Origin of the sequence: Chryseobacterium carnipullorum, assembly GCF_003815695.1 — a bacterium.
GTDB lineage: Bacteria > Bacteroidota > Bacteroidia > Flavobacteriales > Weeksellaceae > Chryseobacterium > Chryseobacterium carnipullorum.
This window is the reverse complement of record NZ_CP033920.1, coordinates 5,330,047-5,350,058: the sequence shown is the minus strand read 5'-3', so window position 1 is coordinate 5,350,058 and position 20,012 is coordinate 5,330,047. Positions and strand designations below refer to the sequence as shown.

Sequence of the window (20,012 nt, the reverse complement as noted above, 5' to 3'; positions counted from 1 at the left end):
TTTATAATGTCTTTTATGATTCAAAATTAGGTCTGATATTTGCAATGGGTAATCAAACTAAATGACCTGTTTTATTTATGAAAAACATATCTGTGAAGAAATCATTTTTATACGCATGTATCTGTGCCACGTTCATGGTCTCATGTAAAAAAGAAATTGAAAAAGTAAGCGATACTTTTAAAGATACCATGTCTTCGTCCGAAACACCATTTGTTGAAAAAGACTCTATTAAGAAAGATTCAGTCATTCAAAAAGAATCTGTACCTCCGGCAATGCAGGAAAACGGTTTTTATAACGCATTTGTACTTCCCAAGGACAAGAAGCTCAGAGACTCTGTTTATGCAGAATTCAGCAAAAAATACAGTGAGAAAGAGCGTTATGCTATTCTGGCCCTGAACAGACTTGATTCTAAAAATAGATTTAACGCTGATACCTTAGTGGTTCCTGCTAAAATAGATACGACGCTGATGTCTTACTCACCTTTCCCGATGCAGTTGGATATTCTGAGCGGAGTAAAAAAGTTTGTGATCTTCTCCTACCCAATTCAGGCTTATGGAGTGTATTCTAACGGAAGCCTTGTCAAATGGGGGCCTACAAGTATGGGGAAAAAAGCGGCCCAGACCACGAGAGGTCTTACTTTTGCCAACTGGAAAAAGAAACTGTCAATCTCAACGGTTAGCAGCGAGTGGAAACTTCCCTATAATTTCAATATTCACAATATCGGTGGTATCGGATGGCACCAGTATGATCTGCCGGGTTATCCTGCATCACACTCATGTTTACGTCTGCTGATGAAAGATGCCCAATGGTTATACTCCTACGCAGACACATGGATTCTAAATCCGGGAGGGGCAACCACCAAAGCTAAAGGAACAGCGGTAATGGTCTTCGGAGATTATAAATGGGGGGGACGAAAACCATGGAAAAAGCTTTTGGATGATCCCAATGCAAATAATATTTCAGTGGAAGAAATGACCAAACTCCTGGAACCTAGTGTTGACAAAATGATCAAAGAACAGGACAACAGAGAAAAAGTATCAGATTCTATCAAAGCCGCCAAAGCTATGGCAATGCCGGCCCAGAGTGAAAAACCTGCAGAAATTCCTGCTAACTGATTTTCTTCTCAAACTGTGAAGTAGATTCTTCAGCAAATCTTCTTAGCTTAAGCATTTCTTCTTTGCCCTTATATTGTCCGAACCGGGCAGCTACATAAGTAAGAAGAATGAAAAACAACATAACAAATGAAGCGCTCAGGGCCCACGGGAACTCAGCGCTTTTTATCTGTTTTTCCACGTAGAACATCGTGAAAAATGTCATCCAGAGAATAGAAAATGAAAAATACAGGAACATAAAGAACGTCCATACTGCAGAGCTGGGACCAAATATTCCCCGTATGGCAATATCATCCTCCTCAACCTCTATTCTTAAAGAAAGACGGGGTTTCCAGTAATTATCATATTTTGTTTCTACCCAGATGGTAGCTACTTCCTTGTTGATGTTTCCCGAAAACTCATCCTTATGTTCCGCAAGGTATTTTTTTAATTGCTCTGCATATTCATCTTTGGTAAGATGGGTAAACATTTTGAATCTCGGGCGGGTTCTAATTTTATCTATTGTGCTTTCTTTAGTTTCCATATTTATTCTTGATAGGGTATAGGATCTTCCAATACAAAATTAAAGGTCATTTCTTTATTCTTTCTCTGAATCACCATGGTGATGTTTTTTCCTTCTTCAGATTTCATCAGGTCCATGATTTTTTCCATCGTCATATCTGCAGTCTTGCTTCCGTTAATAATTAATACACGGTCATCTTTCTTCACTCCTGCTTTAAAGGCTGGGGAGTCCTTTCTGACGCCGGCAACAGAAAAAATAGGTTTTAAGGTGAATTTATACTGGAATTTATTGGTTACCGAAATTTCTGTACCAGCTTCCGATAATTTTTTCGGTTCAATTTTTACACGGTCTTCCTGCCATTCCAGTCCATCCTGTTTAAAATCTAATCCACTCATATTAAAATGAAAAGGATCGTCAAAATTCTTGTTTTTTTTAAGATACAATTTTCCGCCCGTATAATCAAAAATTACTGAAAATCTGCGCATGATTTCTCCACCTAAAGATCCCTTTCTGTCCGCGACCAGATTCACGTGTTGGATAGAATATTCATCAGGCATTGCTGTGAGCGGTTTTTCAAATTTAAAGTCCTGCAGATAAAAATTATGGATTCTGCTTCTTTTACCATAAATGTCTCCATTGAATCCCCGCCCCAGATAATCTTCAATATTAGGTCTGTTGTACACAAAATCTTTGATGAGGGCAGGGAAGAGCCAGATGGCATCACTGTTTCCAAGATCAATCAACAGTTTTGAACTTTTTTTGTCATTGGTCATCTCAATATCTGCATAAAGATAGGGTTTATCTTTCTCTATGCTTAGGGGGAATTCCGTATACTTTCTGATCTTCTTTTTAAGTATATCACCATTTTCATAAACGGTTATTTTTTTTGCCGTATAATCTATTGAAATAGGATGGTTTTTGAAAAAATGGTACCCGATCACTCCATTCACTGGAATTCCTATATGAGAGGAAATATTAAATTCTTCATCGGTGATAATGAACAAAAGCATGGAAGAATTAATAATCTTGTTACCTATTTTCGCAAGGTTACGGTCAGATTTAAAACCGTCTATGCTTACGTTTCCTCCTAATCCCGAAAATTTTATTTTCTCAACATTTTCAAACTTGATTTCTTTATTGTCAAGACTGAAAAGAATGGTTTCTGCCACCCCCGTATCCAACATAAAAGTAAGGTCTGCACCGTTGACATTAATTGGTATGAAAATGAGATTATTAATAAGCTTAAAAGGAATAACCGCTTTTTTTACATTAACCAGCTCAAAATTGTTCTGAGCATCAATAAAAATGCTAAAGAATATGGTCAGTAAAAAAAGCTTAAGTTTCATTTACTGAATTTAGTGAAATAATTCTTACTGTAAATAAAAAAACATTCCAAAAACAGGAATGTTTATATCAACTGCAATGAAACAGCAGTAAGTTTGAATTTTATTTAAAATAGATGCTGGTCTTATTTCGAAAAGAAATCCATCAGGTCCATATAGTTTTTCTGATTTACGCCGTGTCCGCTCATATATTCTCTGAATGTAAAATAGCAGCTCAGGTCATACAGAAGATCTGCCGCTTTTCTTCCCCATTCCATAGGGATCACCGCATCATCTGTTCCGTGGGATACAAAAAAGCGAAGACGTTCCAGTTTCTTTTTGTCCTTTACAATACCGTCCAGCAATTTTTCTTCCGGATAACTGCTCAGACAAGCCACATAACTAAACATATCAGGATGTTTTAATGCCAAAGCATAACACAATATTCCACCCTGACTGAAACCACATAAATGCACTTTACCTTCTGTCAGCCCATAATGATTCACAACTTTCAATATATTTTCCAACACGCCATCCAACGATTCCTTAGCCTGAGCAACATCTATGAAGTTTTCAGGATTATTAAAATCTATGTCAAACCAGGAATACCCTTCAAACTGAGTATCTCTTGGTGCTCTGAAACTTACAATAAGCCAGTCAGCGGGAAGAGTCTCCCTGAAGCTGAAAAGATCCTGTTCGTTACTGCCGTACCCATGAAGCATAAAAAGTACAGTAGTATTAGGAGTGATATGTTCCGGTTCTCTTACTATATAATCTAAATTCATACAGCAAATATAATTAATAAATCACATTGTAAAATTCAAAACATGATGCTGTATTTTAATATTTCATCATTAGTGGTTTGTTAGCTTAAAAAGGGGCTGATCCTGCAATTGTGCTTTTTGCTGATTTGATATTATTTACAAAACATTGTTGGAAATTTTTCATAAAAGTTATTTTTATATTAATAAAAAACTTATATTTGAAACATTAAAAATCTATTTGGAGAAATGAAGCAATTTTACAAATCAAAAAGTTTACTTAGACTTTCTTTTTTATTCGTTCTATTATTTTCTGTAATGACCGTGTTGAATTCTTGTAAAAAGGATAATGATGAAGAAGAGTTTGCAGATCATGTTGTTCAGTTTGAAGTAAAAACAACTACCGGAGGTGTTATCAGAGCTATTGTAACACAAGTAGGAACCGTTAAAACTGATATTTTCGATCCTGTAGGAACTACCTGGGCAAGCGGTGAATTTTTCGTAAATTCCAGCCAGGCACAGTTAAACCTTGATGCTAAGGCAGATCTTCCTAGTGCAGATTCAGAACTGGTGGTTAATCTTTATATAGACGGGGAAATCGTAAGAACCAAAAAAATGGTTGGAGCAGGTCCTTTAGTAGCTTCTATTGATTACAGCTTCTTAGAATTATAAGTATCATTTACTTAATATATATAAAACCGCTTTCAGAGCGGTTTTTTTTATATACCGTTTTCAATCATATTCTGCTGGATGGCCCGGTGAATAAGCTCAGTAGAATTTTTCGCCTGAAATTTCTGCAGCAGATTTTTACGGTGGGTATCTACAGTAAGTGGACTTAAAAAAAGTTCATCTGCAATGATCATGCTGGTTTTTCCTTCTGCTACCATTTGCAGGATCTGCTTTTCTCTCTTTGTCAGCCTGGGTATCGGCAGATCATTTTGAGTAGGCTTGCTGATCATTTGTCTGGTCTCATTGCAGAAGACAATATCTCCGGAATAGGCTCCCTGAATGCATACCACCAGTTCATCTATCGATGTGTTCTTAAGAATATAACCGCTCGCACCGTTTTGTATAGACTGCATGATAATACTTCTTTCAGAACGGTTACTGAACATGATCACCGAAGTTGCGGGTGATATCTTTTTAATTTCTCTGCAAAGTTCTGTACCATTGGCATCAGGAAGGGTAATATCCAGAAGAATAATATCCACTGTATGGTTCCTCATAAATCCAATGATCTCTGAACCTGTGGTGAAACTTGCGGAAACGCTGAAACCGAGCTGAGTGCTTAACATCATTTTTAGCCCTTCTATGACAATAGGGTGATCGTCTACAATGGCAATATTTATTTTTTTATTCTCCATCAATCTTAAGTTCAATATTAATAGTTGTACCCTGCGGGTCAGAGCTGACCTCCATTTTTCCTTTCAGGTAATTGACCCTGTTTTTTAAATTACGCAGTCCCATACTTTTAGTATGTTCAATCCCTGTATCAAATCCCTTTCCGTTGTCTTCAATGGTAATCATAAAACGGTCATCAGATTGTGAGCATTGGAGCAAAATACTGGTAGCTTCGGCATGTTTCAGGGCATTCGCCAGTAATTCCTGAACGATTCTATAGATATTAAGCTGAATAGGTAAAGGTATTTTTTTTTCAATATCAATAGCCTGAAAGTCAATGTCCAGATCTTTTCTCACATAAAATTCACAAAGATCATATAAAGCCGTTTCCAAACCAAAATTCAAAAGTGATTCGGGCATTAAGTTTCTTGCGATATGACGAAGTTCACTTACAGAATGGTCTAGCTGTCCCAGGATCTTATAAAACTCTTTATCTTTTTCAGCCGGTAAATGATGGGAATACCATGTAGAGAAATTAATTTTAACTCCGGCAAGCATTCCGCCTAAACCATCGTGCAGGTCTCTGGCAATACGTTCCCTTTCTCTTTCTTCACCATCAAGAATAGCTCTTGTTAGGGAGAGTTCCTCCTTTTGTTTAATGTCGTTGATTCTTTGTTCGGATATTTTTTTATTTTTTCTAAATAAGATAAAAAGGAAAATCAAAAGGCTTAAAACTAATAATAATATAAGACTAAGTCCCCACAGATACGAATTTTTCTTATTTACTTCCAGATTTTTCTGGTTCCGTTCAGCATCTAAGATGGCTATTTTCTTTTCTTTTTCAGCGGCATTGAATTTTGCCTCAATTTTATTGATCTCAAGCCTTACATTCGCACTGCTCAGGCTATCATTGAGTTTCGAATACTTTTGTTCCCATACCAAAGCTTCCCGGACATTTCCCATTTCTTCATTCAATGCAGAAAGTTGCTTATAGATGGTTTTTCTGTTGTTAAGATCGATGGCAAGAGATTTCTCTGCTAAAATATTTTCCAGTACATTTTTGGCTTCACTGTATCTTTTCAATTTCTTTAAAATATCATATTTGTTGAAATAGAACATTTGTGCCTGGAGATTCTGATTGAATTTTTTGGTATAATAGAGCCCTTTTTCAATAATGGGTAATGCCTCTGAATTTTGCTGTTTCGTAATTAAGTAAAGGGTTTTACCATAATAAAAAAACGAGTTGGCTGAAGACTCAGGATAAGGAATAATCAATTTTTCAGCTTTATCCAGAAACTTTTTGGCTTCATTTCCTTTCGCCTGATAACAGAAATTGCTGGCAGAGTTGAGGTAGGTATAAAATAATTCAGCAGAATCAGGATAATCTTTTTCAAGAATTTTTATAGCCTGTTTGTTGTAGTTTCCAGCCTTTTCAAACTGTGCATTATAAGTAAGGATGATCGCCAGTTGAGTATAGGCAAATCCTAAGTTTTTGCTGTTTCCATATTTTTTTATCAATGGAATACACTTTTCTACCACGGTTTTCACCAAAAAAGGGTAGCCCTCCTTATCTTTTTGGGTAACTCCATAGCCATACCAGGCCAAAGATTGATAGAAGTCAGATTCCCTTGTTTTTAATTTAGATAATACCTTAATGGCCTGTTGATAAGCATGAGCGGCTTTTTCTTTATTTCGGTCCAGATGGTATTGACCTTCGTAGTAATCATATTTTCCGGTAAGAAAAGCATCATGGGTAATGAACGTTTTTCCATGTTCCAGGTATTTTTTGCTTAAAAGAGAATCACTGTTTCTGTAATAATTAGATAAAAGAAAAGATGCTGTTGCTTTTGAAGCATGGGCAGCTGTACTTTTTGTAACATTCTGTAAGCTGTCTAAATATAATTTCTCATTAAGAGAGAAAACTTGCTGGGACTGTAAAGCAAAAGATAATAATATGCTTAGTAGAATCAGTAATCTCTTCATTGGGTATCAGTTCTGTAAATGGATTTGGATGCTCAATTTAATTAAAAATTTCAGTAAATAAAATACCTGATTTTAGGTAGAAAAAAATACACATTTTTCAGGATTGATAAAGTTGGATCACTCTGATAGCTTTGCAGGTACCAAATCGTTGATCATAGAATATTAAATAAATAACTTACATTTTAAACAAAAAGATTATGAAAAGAATGAAATTGAACCAGCTGCTTAGAGGAACATTGGCAGTATTGCTGACAACCCTGTTTTTTGGATTGGTGACCTCTTGTAGTAGTGATGATGACGATGACAACAGCCCGGCAAAGAAAAGTCATAAAGTTGTTTTCAAAGCTATAGCGTCCTCAGGAAGTAATATCGATGTAGCGGTATATGGAATTGATGGTAATCCAACCACGGCTTCAAGCCTTAGCGGAACAACATGGACCAGCCCGGAGGTAACGTCAGAACCAGGAGCATATAATGCGAATGTTGCGGTCAATGCAATCGGGGCAAATGCCTCTTCTACATTGAAGGTTCAGATATGGGTAGATGGCGAATTGAAAAAAGAAGGATCTTCCAGCGGACAGTATTTATCGGCTTCTGCCAGTTATGTATTTTAAAACTAAATAACTTTCATGAATAAAAACCGGCGCTGAGATCAATCTCAGCGCCGGTTCTTTTATTTTTATAAGGTATTGAAATTAAATAACCTTTACAATGAAATAGCTTTTCTTACCTTTTTGAAGCAGTAGAAATTTACCATCAATAAGGTCACTTTCATTGGCAGTATACGTGTCATTTACTTTCTCTTTATTTACAGAAATAGCATTTCCTTTGATCTCTCTCTGAGCTTCACTTTTAGATTTTAAAAATCCTGATTTTTCAGAAAGAAGATCAACAATGTTAATGCCCAAAACATCAGTTTTCGCCACTTCTTTTTGTGGAACACCGTCAAAAACTTCAAGGAAAGTTTCTTCATCCAGACTGACCAGATCTTCAGCAGTAGAACGTCCGAAAAGAATTTCCGAAGCCTTCAGAGCTTTTTCATATTCTTCTCTGCCATGTACCCAAACCGTTACCTCCTCAGCCAGTCTCTTCTGAAGTTTTCTTTCGTGAGGAGCGGTTTTGTGCTCTTCAACTAAGGCTTCAATTTCTTCTTTTGCTATGAAAGTGTAGAATTTAATGAATCTTTCCGCATCTTCATCCGTAGCATTCAGCCAGAACTGGTAGAATTTGTACGGCGATGTCTTCTTTTTGTCCAGCCAGTAATTCTCTCCGCTTTCAGACTTTCCGAATTTAGAACCGTCAGCTTTAGTGATCAGAGGAACCGTTAATGCAAACGCTTCTCCCTGAGCCTTTCTGCGGATCAGTTCAGTACCGGTAGTGATATTTCCCCACTGGTCAGAACCTCCCATCTGAAGCTTTACATTATTATTTTGATACAAATGAAGGAAATCATATCCCTGAATAAGCTGGTACGTGAATTCCGTAAAACTCATTCCGTCTGCTCCGCCATCTCCCGAAAATCTCTTCTTAACAGAGTCTTTCGCCATCATATAATTAACCGTGATGTTTTTCCCTACATTTTTAGCAAAATCAAGGAAAGAAATATTCTTCATCCAGTCGTAATTGTTCATCAATTCTGCTTTATTAGGACCATCACCCTCAAAATCCAAAAATTTTGACAGCTGGTTTTTTAAACAGTCTACATAGTGAAGAAGAGTCGCTTCATCCAACAGGTTTCTTTCTGCAGATTTTCCTGAAGGATCTCCGATCATCCCTGTAGCACCTCCCACCAAAGCAATCGGCTTATGTCCGTGCTGTTGGAAATGGGCTAAAATTTTGATCTGGATAAGACTTCCGATATGCAAAGAATCAGCAGTCGGGTCGAAACCAATATATGCAGTAGTTACCTCTTTATTCAGCTGTTCATCGGTTCCTGGCATCATATCGGCAAAAAGACCACGCCATTTTAGTTCTTCTATAAAGGAATTCATCTATACTTTTCTTTAAAATTTTATGGTGCAAAGATAGTAAATTCAGGAGTATCGGTAATCGATGAAACAAGGCAAAAAAAACAAAGGATAAAAAGGCGGATTTGCCCCTTTGCCCTTTCACTTAAAAAAATTATATTTGTTAGTAATGAACGACGAACAGCTATTTCTGCTTATTCAAAAGGCAAAAGAAAAGGACCAGAAAGCCCAGACCAAACTCATCAATGTTTTTTGGGTGGATGTTTTCTCTTTTGTGATGAAGAAAGTAAAAGATGAAAATGATGCAGATGAGATCACGGTAAATGTTTTTTCAAAAGTGCTGTCCAAACTGGATATGTACGATCCCCATTTTCAGTTTAAAACCTGGATATTAACCATTGCCCAAAATACAGTCATAGATTTCTGGAGAAAAAGAAGTCGTGAAAACCAGGACCCAACCGAAAATCTGGATGAAGTTAAAAATCAATTCGCAAAATCTCCTGAAGAATTGATGATTTCGAATGAAGAGCAGAAAAAGATCATCAAAACCATAGAATCGCTGGATGCCAATTACCAGGATATTATCAAATTAAGATTCTTTGAAGAGAAAAGCATCAAAGAAATTGCAGAAGAGCTCGGGATTTCCGTGGCCAATACAAAAGTAAGGGTCATGCGTGCCAAAAAAGTCCTGGCAGAATTACTGAAAAACAATGAATTTGATGATCACTAGAATATCAGATCGTTAATTTTTTCTATCAATTCAAAGTGAGTTGTTTTAATTATTGTAATGACTTAATAAAAATTTGAACTTTCAAAATGTTAGAAATAAACTTCTTCCTTTGTCTTTGGAAGAACAATTTTTCTTTGATCCTTTTGATGTCTGTTTTGCAGATCGATCTTTAATCCCTTTTTAATATAAGTTTCCTGCTTCGACTTCCCATATTCTTTGGTGTTTTCTACCTCCTTTTTATAGTTAAGCTGACCTGTAGAAAGGTTGAAATCTACTTCTGCCCAGTAATCTCCCGGTCTTCCTGATTCTGAAGAATAGCCTATCAGTTCAAAATGTCCGTTCTGAAACCTGTATTTATCTGTGTAACCCCATTTCCAGCTGCTTCCGCCTGCCTGAGTGATGCTTAAAATTCCTTTTGAAATCGTTGTACTCTGATAAGGGTCGCCCATCATACCTCCGCCGGCACTTTCTAAAATAGCATTTCTTGATTTGCTCAGAATCATCCAGGTACCGCCACTTTTCTTCAGAATCTGAATTTCGCGGATCTTGCCCAGTTCACCCTCATCTGCTGTAGTATAAATAACCACCTTTTCAGGAATTTTATCACCATCCAGATCGCCCTCGACAGTTTCAATGATCTCCGAACCTGCAGGCTGAAGTTCTTTTTGAGCAAAACAAAATGTACTGATCATAACGGATAGAGTAAAAAGAATCTTCTTCATAATTTAAATTTGGTATTTTAAAAGTACAATTATATTTTGAATTATCTGTTTCATCAATTTCTCCGGTAGATGGTTTCCATTAAAAATTCCTTAACTTTGAACTTCAATTTTAGAAATGGAAAATTTAGTTCAAGATACTACCGTTCAAAAACCAAAGTGGATCCGTGTAAAACTTCCTACCGGAAAGAACTACAGGGAGCTTAGGACTTTGGTGGACAAATATAAATTAAATACCATATGCCAGAGTGGAAGCTGTCCGAATATGGGAGAATGCTGGGGAGAAGGAACGGCGACGTTCATGATCTTAGGAAATATCTGTACCAGAAGTTGCGGATTTTGCGGGGTAAAAACAGGAAAACCGCTTGATGTCAATTGGGATGAGCCTGAAAAAGTGGCCCGTTCTATCAAATTGATGAAGATCAAGCATGCTGTACTTACTTCTGTAGACCGTGATGACCTGAAAGATATGGGTTCTATCCTTTGGGGTGAAACGGTGAATGCTGTAAGAAGAATTTCTCCGGGAACAACAATGGAGACTCTTATTCCGGATTTCCAGGGACTTACCAAACATATTGACAGACTTGTGGAAGTCGCTCCTGAAGTGATCTCTCACAATATGGAAACCGTAAAACGTTTGACACGAGAAGTAAGAATCCAGGCTAAATATGAGCGTAGCTTGGAAGTATTGAGATACTTAAAAGAAGCAGGCCAGAGAAGAACAAAAACCGGAATGATGCTTGGTTTGGGTGAAACTAAAGATGAGGTTTTCCAAACAATTGAAGATATCAGAAATGCTAATGTTGATGTGATCACCCTTGGGCAGTATCTTCAGCCAACTAAAAAACATTTGCCGGTGAAAAGATTCATTACACCGGAGGAGTTTGATGAGTTGGGTGACTTTGCAAGAAGCTTAGGTTTCAGACATGTGGAGAGCTCTCCACTAGTCAGAAGTTCTTACCACGCTGAAAAACATATTCACTAAAAATACAGCCGCTTCAGAAACGAAGCGGCTTTTTTGTTTAAGAATTTAAGGCATTAATAGATAGGAGCTTCAGAAGCCTCATTCACCACTGATTTTTTCAACGTTAAAAGTCGCAAAAGTTTTATAACACTTTAGTTATTTTTAAGTTAAATACTTTGCAAATAGGAAGTTCACTTAAGTTTTTTGACAATCGAAGATTTTCGTGATGACAAAAATATGTCGGAGCTGAATTCCCCTCCCTTGGAGGGGTGGCAAAAATTCAAAGAATTTTTGACGGGGTGGTCCAGCACTTATCCATTCTGAAGCGGCTTTTTTATTTAAAAATTTGAAGGATTACTAAATGAAAAGGGATTTGGTAGTTTCAGTCCTCAATGATTTTGTCAACTACAAAAGTCGCGAAAGTTTTTAAACACTTACGATATTTTTAAGTTAAATACTTTGCAAATAGGAAGTGCACTTAAGTTTTTTGACAATCGAAGATTTTCGTAATGACAAAAATATGTCGGAGTTGAATTCCCCTCCCTTGGAGGGGTGGCGAAAATTCTTTGAATTTTTGACGGGGTGGTCCAGCACTCATCCATCATGAACCCAAAAAAACTACTTCCTCACCTCAATATTCCTCAAATACTTTTTCCTAAATTCCGAAGGCGTTTCACCCGTATGCTGCTTGAATAATTTATTAAAATAGGACAAGCTCTCGAAACCCACCTGAAAACAAACTTCCGTTACAGAGTAATCTTTCAGCAGAAATATTTTAGCCTGATTGATTCTGTAATTATTCACAAAATCGGTGAACGTCATATTCGTCTGTTTTTTAAAATAACGACAAAAAGCAGGTGTGCTTAAACTTACAATTTTTGCAATTTCGTTGACGTTGGGCTTTTTATCATAATTTTCATGAATATAATCATAGATGGTTCCCATTCTGATTTTATCGTTCAGAAACCACTTAATCCTTGTATCTTCTTTGTTCAGTTCTTTGACCTCATCGGAGGAAGCGAGAATTTGTAGAATTTCAATCAGTCCGATCAGAGAATCGAACGAACATTTTTCCTTGATTTCATGAAGCTTTTCAACGACTTCTTTTTTGGTTTCTCCTGAGAATGAAAGCCCCAGGTAAGATCTTTCCAGAAGTCTTTTAATATTTTCAAATTCCGGAACGGGCAAAATAATATCCTGGAGAAAATTTTCTCTCATCTGCAGAACCATCTGTCTGCATTCTGTCTGAATGCCGTAATCAAAATTCAGATGAGGAACATTGGAACCAATCAGGACCAAATCACTCTCTGTAAAACCTGAAATATCCCTTCCGACGTGACGAATTCCATTAATGGCTTCTACATACACCAATTCTATTTCAGGATGATGATGCCAGAAAAAGCAGTTCTTTAAAGACGGTGAAAAAAGTTTAAAAGATTTGCCGTTTTCAAATTCTATAACCTCTTTCTGGATTTTCATCTTGTTCTCATTTGATTGTTTCTGATTTTAAAATTACACAAAAAGGTTAATATGGAGCAAATTTTTATCATTTCAAGAGAAGTAAAAACCAATATTTCTAGCGATTTTTGCACTTTCAAATTAATAATGGACAACCTTTTTTAATGTTGGAAAAAATCGTTTAAAATTAAATTCGAAAAAAGAAGTTTACTCACAATGAAGATTGATAAAAGAATTATACCGCTGGCCATAGGCGGACTGGGAATCGGAACTACGGAATTTACCGTTATGGGACTCCTTCCTGATATTGCCAATACCTTAAAGATCACCATTCCTGAAGCAGGACACCTGATTTCGGCTTACGCAATGGGAGTCGTGATCGGAGCTCCCATCCTGATCGGATATTCTGTGAAATTTCCACCTAAAAAAGTCTTGATGGTTTTAATGATCCTCTTCACTGTTTTTAACGGACTTTCTGCGATAGCTCCTGACTATACCAGTATGCTCATCATCAGATTCATGTCCGGACTTCCTCACGGAGCATTTTTCGGAGTAGGAACGGTAGTGGCATCCCGGATGGCAGGAAAAGGGAAGGAAGCATTTTATATATCCTTAATGTTTACTGGACTTACGGTCGCCAATCTGGTCATGGTTCCGCTTGTAACTTACATCGGACACGCTTATCATTGGAAACTCTATTTTGCAATTGTAGCATTGATCGGCCTTTTCGCCATATTGTTTTTGAAATTGTGGCTTCCTGCGATAGAAACAAATCAGGATACCCACTTCCTCGAAGAACTGAAATTTCTAAAAAAGAAGCAGTCGTGGCTGGTTCTGGGAATTACAGCCATTGGATTTGGTGGACTTTTCACATGGTTTAGTTACATCACTCCTTTAATGACAATCGTTGCCGGAATCCAAAGCAACCAGATGGCTTACGTGATGGTGCTGGCGGGTGCGGGAATGGTTGTTGGAAATCTTGCCGGAGGATTTATTTCCGATAGGCTAGGACCCGAAAAGACATGTGCATTATTGATTTTTCTGATGATGATCTCCCTTGGAGGAGTATTTCTGTTTGCAGAACATCAGAATATAGCCCTTATTCTGACATTTGTTTGTGGAGCATTGTCAATGTCTGTGGCGGCACCTATTAATATCATGATGATGAAGGCAGCTCCAAAAAGTGAAATGATGGCTGCGGCATTTATGCAGGCTGCTTTTAATATTGCCAATGCAATGGGAGCATTTTTAGGCGGAATTCCTTTAGAATACGGATATTCATTCAAGTATCCTTCATTAGTGGGCGTTGGAATGACCTTCATTGGTCTGGCAATAAGCTTAAGATACAGATATCTGTATGGAAGAGAGACTCCTTCTGACAATGACACAACTGTGGAATGCGTGCCCTGTGATAAATAAAAAACAGGAAAGCAGTAAGGTGAATCAAATCAATTGACGATTTCTGCTTTGTTTTCTGAGCTAAATTATCTGATGAATTAAAGCATCAATAATATAAATGAGACCCAGAAAAAAGACTTTGTTCAAGTAGATGAACAAAGTCTTTTTTGATGATGAATTACGTTTACACCTCTACTTCATCTCCATTTTTACACCAATACAGTGCGTTGTATAAATTCTCTTTAGGGAAAGATTTAAACTCTCCCGGCATCAGAACACTGAAAATATCGGTAAAGTTCTGTACAGCTTCTTTGTCTGTAACAATGGCCGCGCGATTCCACTTGGAAAGATTTTTTAGTCCTAAAAGAGCATCTTGAAGCCATGCTCCCATTGTAAATTTATCCAGATCCGTGTCCAAGTATAAAAGGTAATTCAACTCTCCGAATTCGTCTACTTTCTCTTTTACATGAGGAATGACAAGGTTTTCAAAATCTTCTCTCGTTATTTCTCCCGTTGCATTAAATGCGGCAACATTTTCCGGAGCTTCTGGAATAATCGTTATCATAGTAAATTATTTTAATGTGGTTGGATTTTAAAACTGGGTACAATAATTGCACCATAAACTGATAATAAATAGTTAAAATACTTATAAGTGTTATTTTTTTAAATATAATATTCAATTATGGATCTAAAATCAAACGAACCTTTCTGGCTCATAAAGAATGGACTTATAGAGTCTTATCCGTCACTGAAATCAAATGAAGAATGTGATGTTTTAATTATCGGCGGAGGTATCACCGGAAGTCTTATCGCCCAGCAAATGATAAAAGACGGTTATAAAACAATCCTGATTGATCGACGTGAAATCTGTAATGGGAGTACTTCAGCTACCACTTCGATGCTGCAATACGAAATTGATGTTCCCCTTTATGAACTGATTGAAAAGATCGGGGAGAAAGGAGCGGTCGAAAGTTATAAAGCCTGCTCTGATGCAATAGATACTCTTGAAATGCTTTCTAAACTGATTAGATCTGACGCAGGGTTTAAACGAAAAAAGTCATTGTATTTCGCGGCAAAAAAGAAAGATGTAAAGTGGCTCAAGGAAGAATATAAGGCAAGGAAAAAGGCTGGATTTAATGTGAAATGGCTGGAAGCAGAACAAATTCTAGATCAGTTTGGGTTTGAAAATACCCATGGCGGTATTCTGTCTAAACAGGGAGCCAGTATCGATGCTTTTAAGTTTGCTCATGAGCTGTTTACCCATAATGAAAAAAAAGGATTAAAAATATTCGATAAAACTGAAATGAAAAAGGTAGAATATCATAAAGGTTTTAATCTGGTGACAGTAGACAGCGGTTATCAGATCAAAACGAAAAAGATCATCTACTGTATCGGTTATGAGAGCAAAAACCTGATCAAAGAAGACTTCGTAGATTTAAAAAGTACCTTCGCCGTTGTATCAGAAATTGATGACGATAAATTTAAAAATATAAGCAGCACACTGGTTTGGAATACCGATGAACCCTACATCTATATGCGGACAACAGATGACGGAAGGCTTCTTATCGGTGGCGGTGATGAAGATTTTAATGATGCTCAAAAACGGGATGCTCTTCTCGATAAAAAAGAGAAAGAGATCCTGAAAAATCTAAAGAAAATAAAATCGGATTATCAGTTTTATACAGATTTTGTATGGGCCGGAACTTTCGGAGAAACTAAAGACGGGTTACCCTACATCGGAGAGCATAAAAAGTTTAAAAATTCCTATTTTGTCCTTGGTTTTGGAGGAAATGGAATTACTTTTTCTGTAACCGGAATGGAAATGGCTTCCCAGTTTATGAAAAATAAAAAACACTTGCTTTCTGAATATTTTAAGTTTGGAAGATAAAAACCTGATGGCTTCTAAGCCACCGGCACAGGAATAAATTAAAGAAAAATGGTGGCTGAAAAGCCACCATTCCTGTTATTTGGAAGTATATCCGCTCATTTTTGCCCGCTCCAAAATTGATTTCTCAATCGCTTTTCCAAGATCGTCGGAATCCGGATTTCCCCGTTTTTTCATTTCGGTATCAATATATTCCTGACGTTTTCTGGAAAGTTCTTCAATCTCCTTCTGAATCTTTCCACGTTCTGCAGATTTTCCGGCCACCGCTTTTATAATGTCTTCCTTACTTTTACCCTTTAGTTCAGCCGGAAGTGCATCATCTTTTACGGTGGCAATAAATCCGGCATCCTTTTCAGCTTTGTCTACCAAATCCCAGTGATCATTTTTATAAGCGTTTTTCTTAGACTTCGCAACCGTTCTTTCTACATAGTTGGAAACCGATTGTACTTCCGCATTTCTGTCCTGTGCAGCCTGTTTTTGTTTATATTCAGAGCCATGACTTCCATAATAGAGGTAAGTATCGTTCAGTTTTGTATTACATTCTGAAATTCTCACATCGTAAGGCGTTTCAATGTAAACGACTTTCCTGTCACTGTCGATATTGAAATATTTTCCGCCACCAACTACAGCTCCGTTTTGCCAGAATGTTTGGGTTCCTTCCTCTCTGCTTCCACAGAAAATGGTATTGGTGTAAATATTTTTGCTTTTCGCTTTGGAGATCACTTCTTTGTAATTCACTCTCCCCTGATCAAATGGTTCATTGCCGGCAATGTAGATTAGTTTCATGCTCTTTTCGTTGCCGTCCCAATTCAGATTCATCGAGGCGTCGCGGATTACAGCACCACAGTATTCACTTCCGCCATTGGTTCTCAGAGCAAATAATTTCTCAGAAACCAGATCCAGATCCTGCGTAAGAGGAGTGACCTGACGAATATAGTTATCATCACGGATGCCGTCATTTCCATATTCATAAAGAGCAATTTCAATCTGTGGAGCCTGTCCGTTGTACTTCAATGTTGTTAAAGTATTCACGATATTCCAAAGCCTTGATTTGGCCTGATCAATCAATCCGTCCATACTGTTGGAGGTATCCAGCAGAAGCGCAACCTGAATTTTGTTGTCCTTTGCTGGTGTGGATCGCTCTGTAACAGAAGCATTCTGTACCACTACAGCGCGGTCTTTTGTATGGCTGCCTGAGCAGCGGATGTCTGAAAAACTGCCTGAGCTCAAAAAAGCGGTAACAGCGGTCAATGCTAAGATTTTTAAAGTTGTCATATTATTTTTTTTATTGGTTATCTGCTGTAATATTGAATCTGCATCTCTTTCGGGTACTTCACTTCATAAGAGAAATTGATTTTATCCGAACCTCCGCTGCTGATGTTTCTGTTCCAAAGGATACTTCCCGTTTTGTCATCAAGACTTCCGTTTCCGATCTCTAATGCTTTTACCAGGATTTTTGAATTTTCACTGATTGGAAGCTGATCAAGAATTTCCAGTTCGATGCTTTCTTTCGTATTATTTCTGATGCTGATCTGGTAAGATTCCGTTTCCCATTTATTGCTGTTGAAGTTTTTCTGAGAAGTTTTATCTTCCAGTTTGATCCTTTTTACTGTGATTCTTTCGTCCACACCCAGAGAAATAGGGAATTCATCTTTCGCGTAATTGCTGGCGATGTTTGTTTTTCCAATATAATTATCATCAAAATAAATATTGGCTTCTCCGGAGATCAGGTTCAGATTCTGCCAGTTTTTAATAAAGGCCATCAGGAATACCTGATTGTTCAGTTTTGGAACGGTGTGGTACTTGTACGATGCATCAATCTGTTTTTTATCAAGGATCACATACTGTTCTTTTTCCTGGCTTAAGATCGTTTGGTTATAATTAAGCTCATACATTACATTCATCTGACTATCCGAAACGGTGGCCACAGGGATTTGGCTTGGCTGAGCGGCAGCTTCATCTCTCATCTGATAGGAATTCACTTCTTTTGCAACAGCTTTAAGCTTGTAGCCCGCAGTTTCAGCCTGAGCATTATAAGCAGTATATTCAGCGACATAAAGTGGAGATAAAATAGGTCGGTCCTGGTTATAAGAAGGTCTGTAGGTAGAAACAAACAGTTTTATATTGTTCCAGTCCTGTCCGGTTTTTTGATAGATCTTTCCTTTATAAACCATTTCAAGAGGTTTCTTAACCGATTCTGCACGAAGATCATAAGAAGGAACCCAGCCTGCATCAGAAACGATATAACTTACTCCTAAATTCAGACTCGTTTCATTGTCTGCAAGAATTTCCAGAAGAAGCTCTTTCCTGTTGGTGTTTTTGTGGGTCTGCTCTTCTGCAAACTGATGATTTATTTTAGCAATACCTTCGTCCAAAACTGTTTTCTGTTCGTTCAAAACAAAAACCTGATTGTCGATTTCCAGCATTCTTTTTCTGTAAAACTCGGTCAGTCTGATCAGTTGTTCCTGCGGAGTGGATTTGTCGTTGGTAGAGACCTTTAAATTGTCATTAATGATATTCTGTTCACCGGTCAGGTTCTTGATCTGGATATTCAGTAAATTAACCTGTCTCTGTAATTTTTTCCTCTCGCTATCCAGTTTTTTCTCTCCATCAGACAAATCCTCATTTTTCAAAAAATGGCTTTGTGGAGTAATGGAAAGAAGCGTTGTATTTTTTTCAAGATTGATCCTGTAGGTATTTTCGTCCAGATTGTTGGGAAGGTTGACGATTCTCACGCTGTTTCTTCCTTTCTGCAGAGTGACGGTAGTGCTTCCAAACACTTTTGCCCCCTGAAGGAATACAGTCGCCTGTTTTACATCGATTTCTTTTTTTATTTCCTGTGCTCTTAAAAATGAAGCAGAGAATACGATGAGTAATATTAAATAGCGTTTCATAGTATATTATTTTAAATTCCTGAAGTAAAATTATCGGTATTTAAGACTGAAAACCGGGAGACTTGGTGAAACATGACTTTCACTTGGTGAGTTTTTAAATCAACTTTAAAAAAAAAAAACAGCCCTTTCGGACTGTCTCTTAAATCTGTTACTTCTAAAGGATTTCGTATCTGGTTTTGATGCTGTATTTCAGTTTGATATTCTCAATATTATCGAAAGAAAAATCTACTGTTGCGTCGGCGGCTTCCAGCTGCATATTTCTGACACTGCTTTTGTAGGCTACAGGAAGAACCATATCGCTGGTGTAGTCTTCAATTTCCACGATCTCAATAGCAGCTCCGGTTTTTTTACCCATACTTTCCAACAGATAATCTGCCTTTTCTTTGGCTGCCTTTAAAGCATTGATTTTAACGGTCTTCTTAAAGTCTGCAATTTTGGTATTCTTCACTTCCGCAACATTCAGATTGCTTACCCATTTCTGGTTAAGGTCTTCAAATATTTTGCTGATATTTGATTTTGTACTCGCCTTGAACTGATAGCTTTTCGTGAATTTTCCATTTTTAGCATAGATATTCTGGTACATGGATTTAAATTTGATGTCTTCGTTCTTCACGCCAGCATTCTTTAGCGTTTCAAACAGTTTCTTTTCATTATCCGCCAGATCGTTTTTGTTATCCGCTTTTATGCCGATACTGAAGATGATCTCATCCGGTTCCACTTCCATTTCTGCAATCCCTGTTACTTCAATAGCATTTTTCTTTACCTCCTGTGCATTCACAAAACTTCCCAGGGTAAAGATTCCGATCAATAAAAAATGTCTTAATTTCATAATTTCTTGTTTTAAATTCTGAAGTAAAATTACTGCGATCTGAAACCCGAAATTGTGAGACTTGGTGAATGGAGGTTTTGACTTGGTGGATGGCCAAAAAAAAGATAATTCCTTTCGGAGTCGTCTTTTAAAAGTTTTTTTGTAGTA

The 20,012-nt window shown here is 37.3% G+C and carries 19 protein-coding genes; 7 read left to right on the top strand and 12 right to left on the bottom strand.

All coding sequences use genetic code 11. The features are described from left to right. The first annotated feature begins 77 nt into the window (after positions 1–77). Entirely contained in the window at positions 78–1,115 is a 1,038-nt protein-coding gene (locus EG346_RS24160) for a L,D-transpeptidase (protein ID WP_123882476.1), read from the top strand. Here EG346_RS24160 and EG346_RS24155 read toward each other — a convergent pair. The 3 genes from EG346_RS24155 to EG346_RS24145 all read right to left on the bottom strand — a co-directional run bounded on the left by EG346_RS24155 (position 1,108) and on the right by EG346_RS24145 (position 3,721). After that, complete coding sequence (locus tag EG346_RS24155) at positions 1,108–1,635, bottom strand: hypothetical protein (RefSeq protein ID WP_123882473.1); 528 nt, start codon at positions 1,633–1,635, stop codon at positions 1,108–1,110. The two genes, EG346_RS24160 and EG346_RS24155, sit on opposite strands and share 8 nt — an antisense overlap. Positions 1,636–1,637: 2 nt before the next feature. Next, the gene (locus EG346_RS24150) at positions 1,638–2,960 is read right to left on the bottom strand and encodes a PDZ domain-containing protein (RefSeq protein ID WP_123882470.1); all 1,323 of its coding nucleotides are present in this window, start codon (positions 2,958–2,960) and stop codon (positions 1,638–1,640) included. 122 nt (positions 2,961–3,082) lie between these two features. Then, positions 3,083–3,721, bottom strand: coding sequence for an alpha/beta hydrolase (locus EG346_RS24145; RefSeq protein WP_073335405.1), 639 nt, complete (start codon positions 3,719–3,721; stop codon positions 3,083–3,085). A gap of 225 nt (positions 3,722–3,946) precedes the next feature. Between EG346_RS24145 and EG346_RS24140 the strand changes: the two genes are divergently transcribed. Then, entirely contained in the window at positions 3,947–4,369 is a 423-nt protein-coding gene (locus EG346_RS24140; RefSeq protein ID WP_073335404.1) for a hypothetical protein, read from the top strand. A gap of 47 nt (positions 4,370–4,416) precedes the next feature. On the opposite strand, the gene EG346_RS24135 is transcribed toward EG346_RS24140, so the two are convergent. Next, entirely contained in the window at positions 4,417–5,061 is a 645-nt protein-coding gene (locus EG346_RS24135) for a response regulator (RefSeq protein ID WP_123882467.1), read from the bottom strand. After that, positions 5,051–7,021 carry a tetratricopeptide repeat-containing sensor histidine kinase gene (locus tag EG346_RS24130; RefSeq protein ID WP_123882464.1) on the bottom strand — a complete coding sequence of 657 codons (1,971 nt, stop codon included), beginning with the start codon at positions 7,019–7,021 and terminating at the stop codon, positions 5,051–5,053. The genes EG346_RS24135 and EG346_RS24130 overlap by 11 nt, the downstream gene beginning before the upstream one ends. A 197-nt stretch (positions 7,022–7,218) precedes the next feature. Between EG346_RS24130 and EG346_RS24125 the strand changes: the two genes are divergently transcribed. Further along, positions 7,219–7,635 carry a hypothetical protein gene (locus tag EG346_RS24125; protein WP_123882461.1) on the top strand — a complete coding sequence of 139 codons (417 nt, stop codon included), beginning with the start codon at positions 7,219–7,221 and terminating at the stop codon, positions 7,633–7,635. 81 nt (positions 7,636–7,716) lie between these two features. On the opposite strand, the gene tyrS is transcribed toward EG346_RS24125, so the two are convergent. Further along, entirely contained in the window at positions 7,717–9,012 is a 1,296-nt protein-coding gene (gene tyrS, locus EG346_RS24120; RefSeq protein WP_123882458.1) for a tyrosine--tRNA ligase, read from the bottom strand. 145 nt (positions 9,013–9,157) lie between these two features. On the opposite strand from tyrS, the gene EG346_RS24115 reads away from it, so the two are divergent. After that, positions 9,158–9,718, top strand: coding sequence for an RNA polymerase sigma factor (locus EG346_RS24115; RefSeq protein WP_073335399.1), 561 nt, complete (start codon positions 9,158–9,160; stop codon positions 9,716–9,718). A gap of 89 nt (positions 9,719–9,807) precedes the next feature. Here the strand turns inward: EG346_RS24115 and EG346_RS24110 are convergent, their stop codons facing one another. Further along, positions 9,808–10,440, bottom strand: a complete 633-nt coding sequence (locus tag EG346_RS24110) for a hypothetical protein (RefSeq protein ID WP_123882455.1) — start codon at positions 10,438–10,440, stop codon at positions 9,808–9,810. A 115-nt stretch (positions 10,441–10,555) separates the two neighbouring features. Between EG346_RS24110 and lipA the strand changes: the two genes are divergently transcribed. Then, positions 10,556–11,422, top strand: a complete 867-nt coding sequence (lipA, locus tag EG346_RS24105; RefSeq protein WP_073335397.1) for a lipoyl synthase — start codon at positions 10,556–10,558, stop codon at positions 11,420–11,422. Positions 11,423–12,019: 597 nt separating this feature from the next. Here the strand turns inward: lipA and EG346_RS24100 are convergent. After that, positions 12,020–12,880, bottom strand: a complete 861-nt coding sequence (locus EG346_RS24100) for an AraC family transcriptional regulator (RefSeq protein WP_123882452.1) — start codon at positions 12,878–12,880, stop codon at positions 12,020–12,022. A gap of 195 nt (positions 12,881–13,075) precedes the next feature. Between EG346_RS24100 and EG346_RS24095 the strand changes: the two genes are divergently transcribed. Beyond that, positions 13,076–14,278 (top strand): MFS transporter, encoded by a 1,203-nt coding sequence (locus EG346_RS24095; RefSeq protein WP_181876094.1) that lies wholly within the window; start codon positions 13,076–13,078, stop codon positions 14,276–14,278. Between the two features lie 163 nt (positions 14,279–14,441). Here the strand turns inward: EG346_RS24095 and EG346_RS24090 are convergent, their stop codons facing one another. Continuing rightward, positions 14,442–14,822 carry a SpoIIAA family protein gene (locus EG346_RS24090; protein ID WP_073335395.1) on the bottom strand — a complete coding sequence of 127 codons (381 nt, stop codon included), beginning with the start codon at positions 14,820–14,822 and terminating at the stop codon, positions 14,442–14,444. Between the two features lie 117 nt (positions 14,823–14,939). On the opposite strand from EG346_RS24090, the gene EG346_RS24085 reads away from it, so the two are divergent. Next, positions 14,940–16,145, top strand: coding sequence for an NAD(P)/FAD-dependent oxidoreductase (locus EG346_RS24085; protein ID WP_123882448.1), 1,206 nt, complete (start codon positions 14,940–14,942; stop codon positions 16,143–16,145). Positions 16,146–16,220: 75 nt separating this feature from the next. On the opposite strand, the gene EG346_RS24080 is transcribed toward EG346_RS24085, so the two are convergent. The 3 genes from EG346_RS24080 to EG346_RS24070 form a co-directional block, all read right to left on the bottom strand. Continuing rightward, positions 16,221–17,417, bottom strand: a complete 1,197-nt coding sequence (locus EG346_RS24080; protein ID WP_123882445.1) for a vWA domain-containing protein — start codon at positions 17,415–17,417, stop codon at positions 16,221–16,223. A gap of 17 nt (positions 17,418–17,434) precedes the next feature. Beyond that, positions 17,435–19,036 carry a DUF4139 domain-containing protein gene (locus EG346_RS24075; protein ID WP_123882442.1) on the bottom strand — a complete coding sequence of 534 codons (1,602 nt, stop codon included), beginning with the start codon at positions 19,034–19,036 and terminating at the stop codon, positions 17,435–17,437. A gap of 154 nt (positions 19,037–19,190) precedes the next feature. Beyond that, a complete protein-coding gene (locus EG346_RS24070; RefSeq protein ID WP_123882439.1) occupies positions 19,191–19,865 on the bottom strand; it encodes an SIMPL domain-containing protein in 675 nt (224 codons plus the stop codon). Positions 19,866–20,012 lie beyond the last annotated feature (147 nt).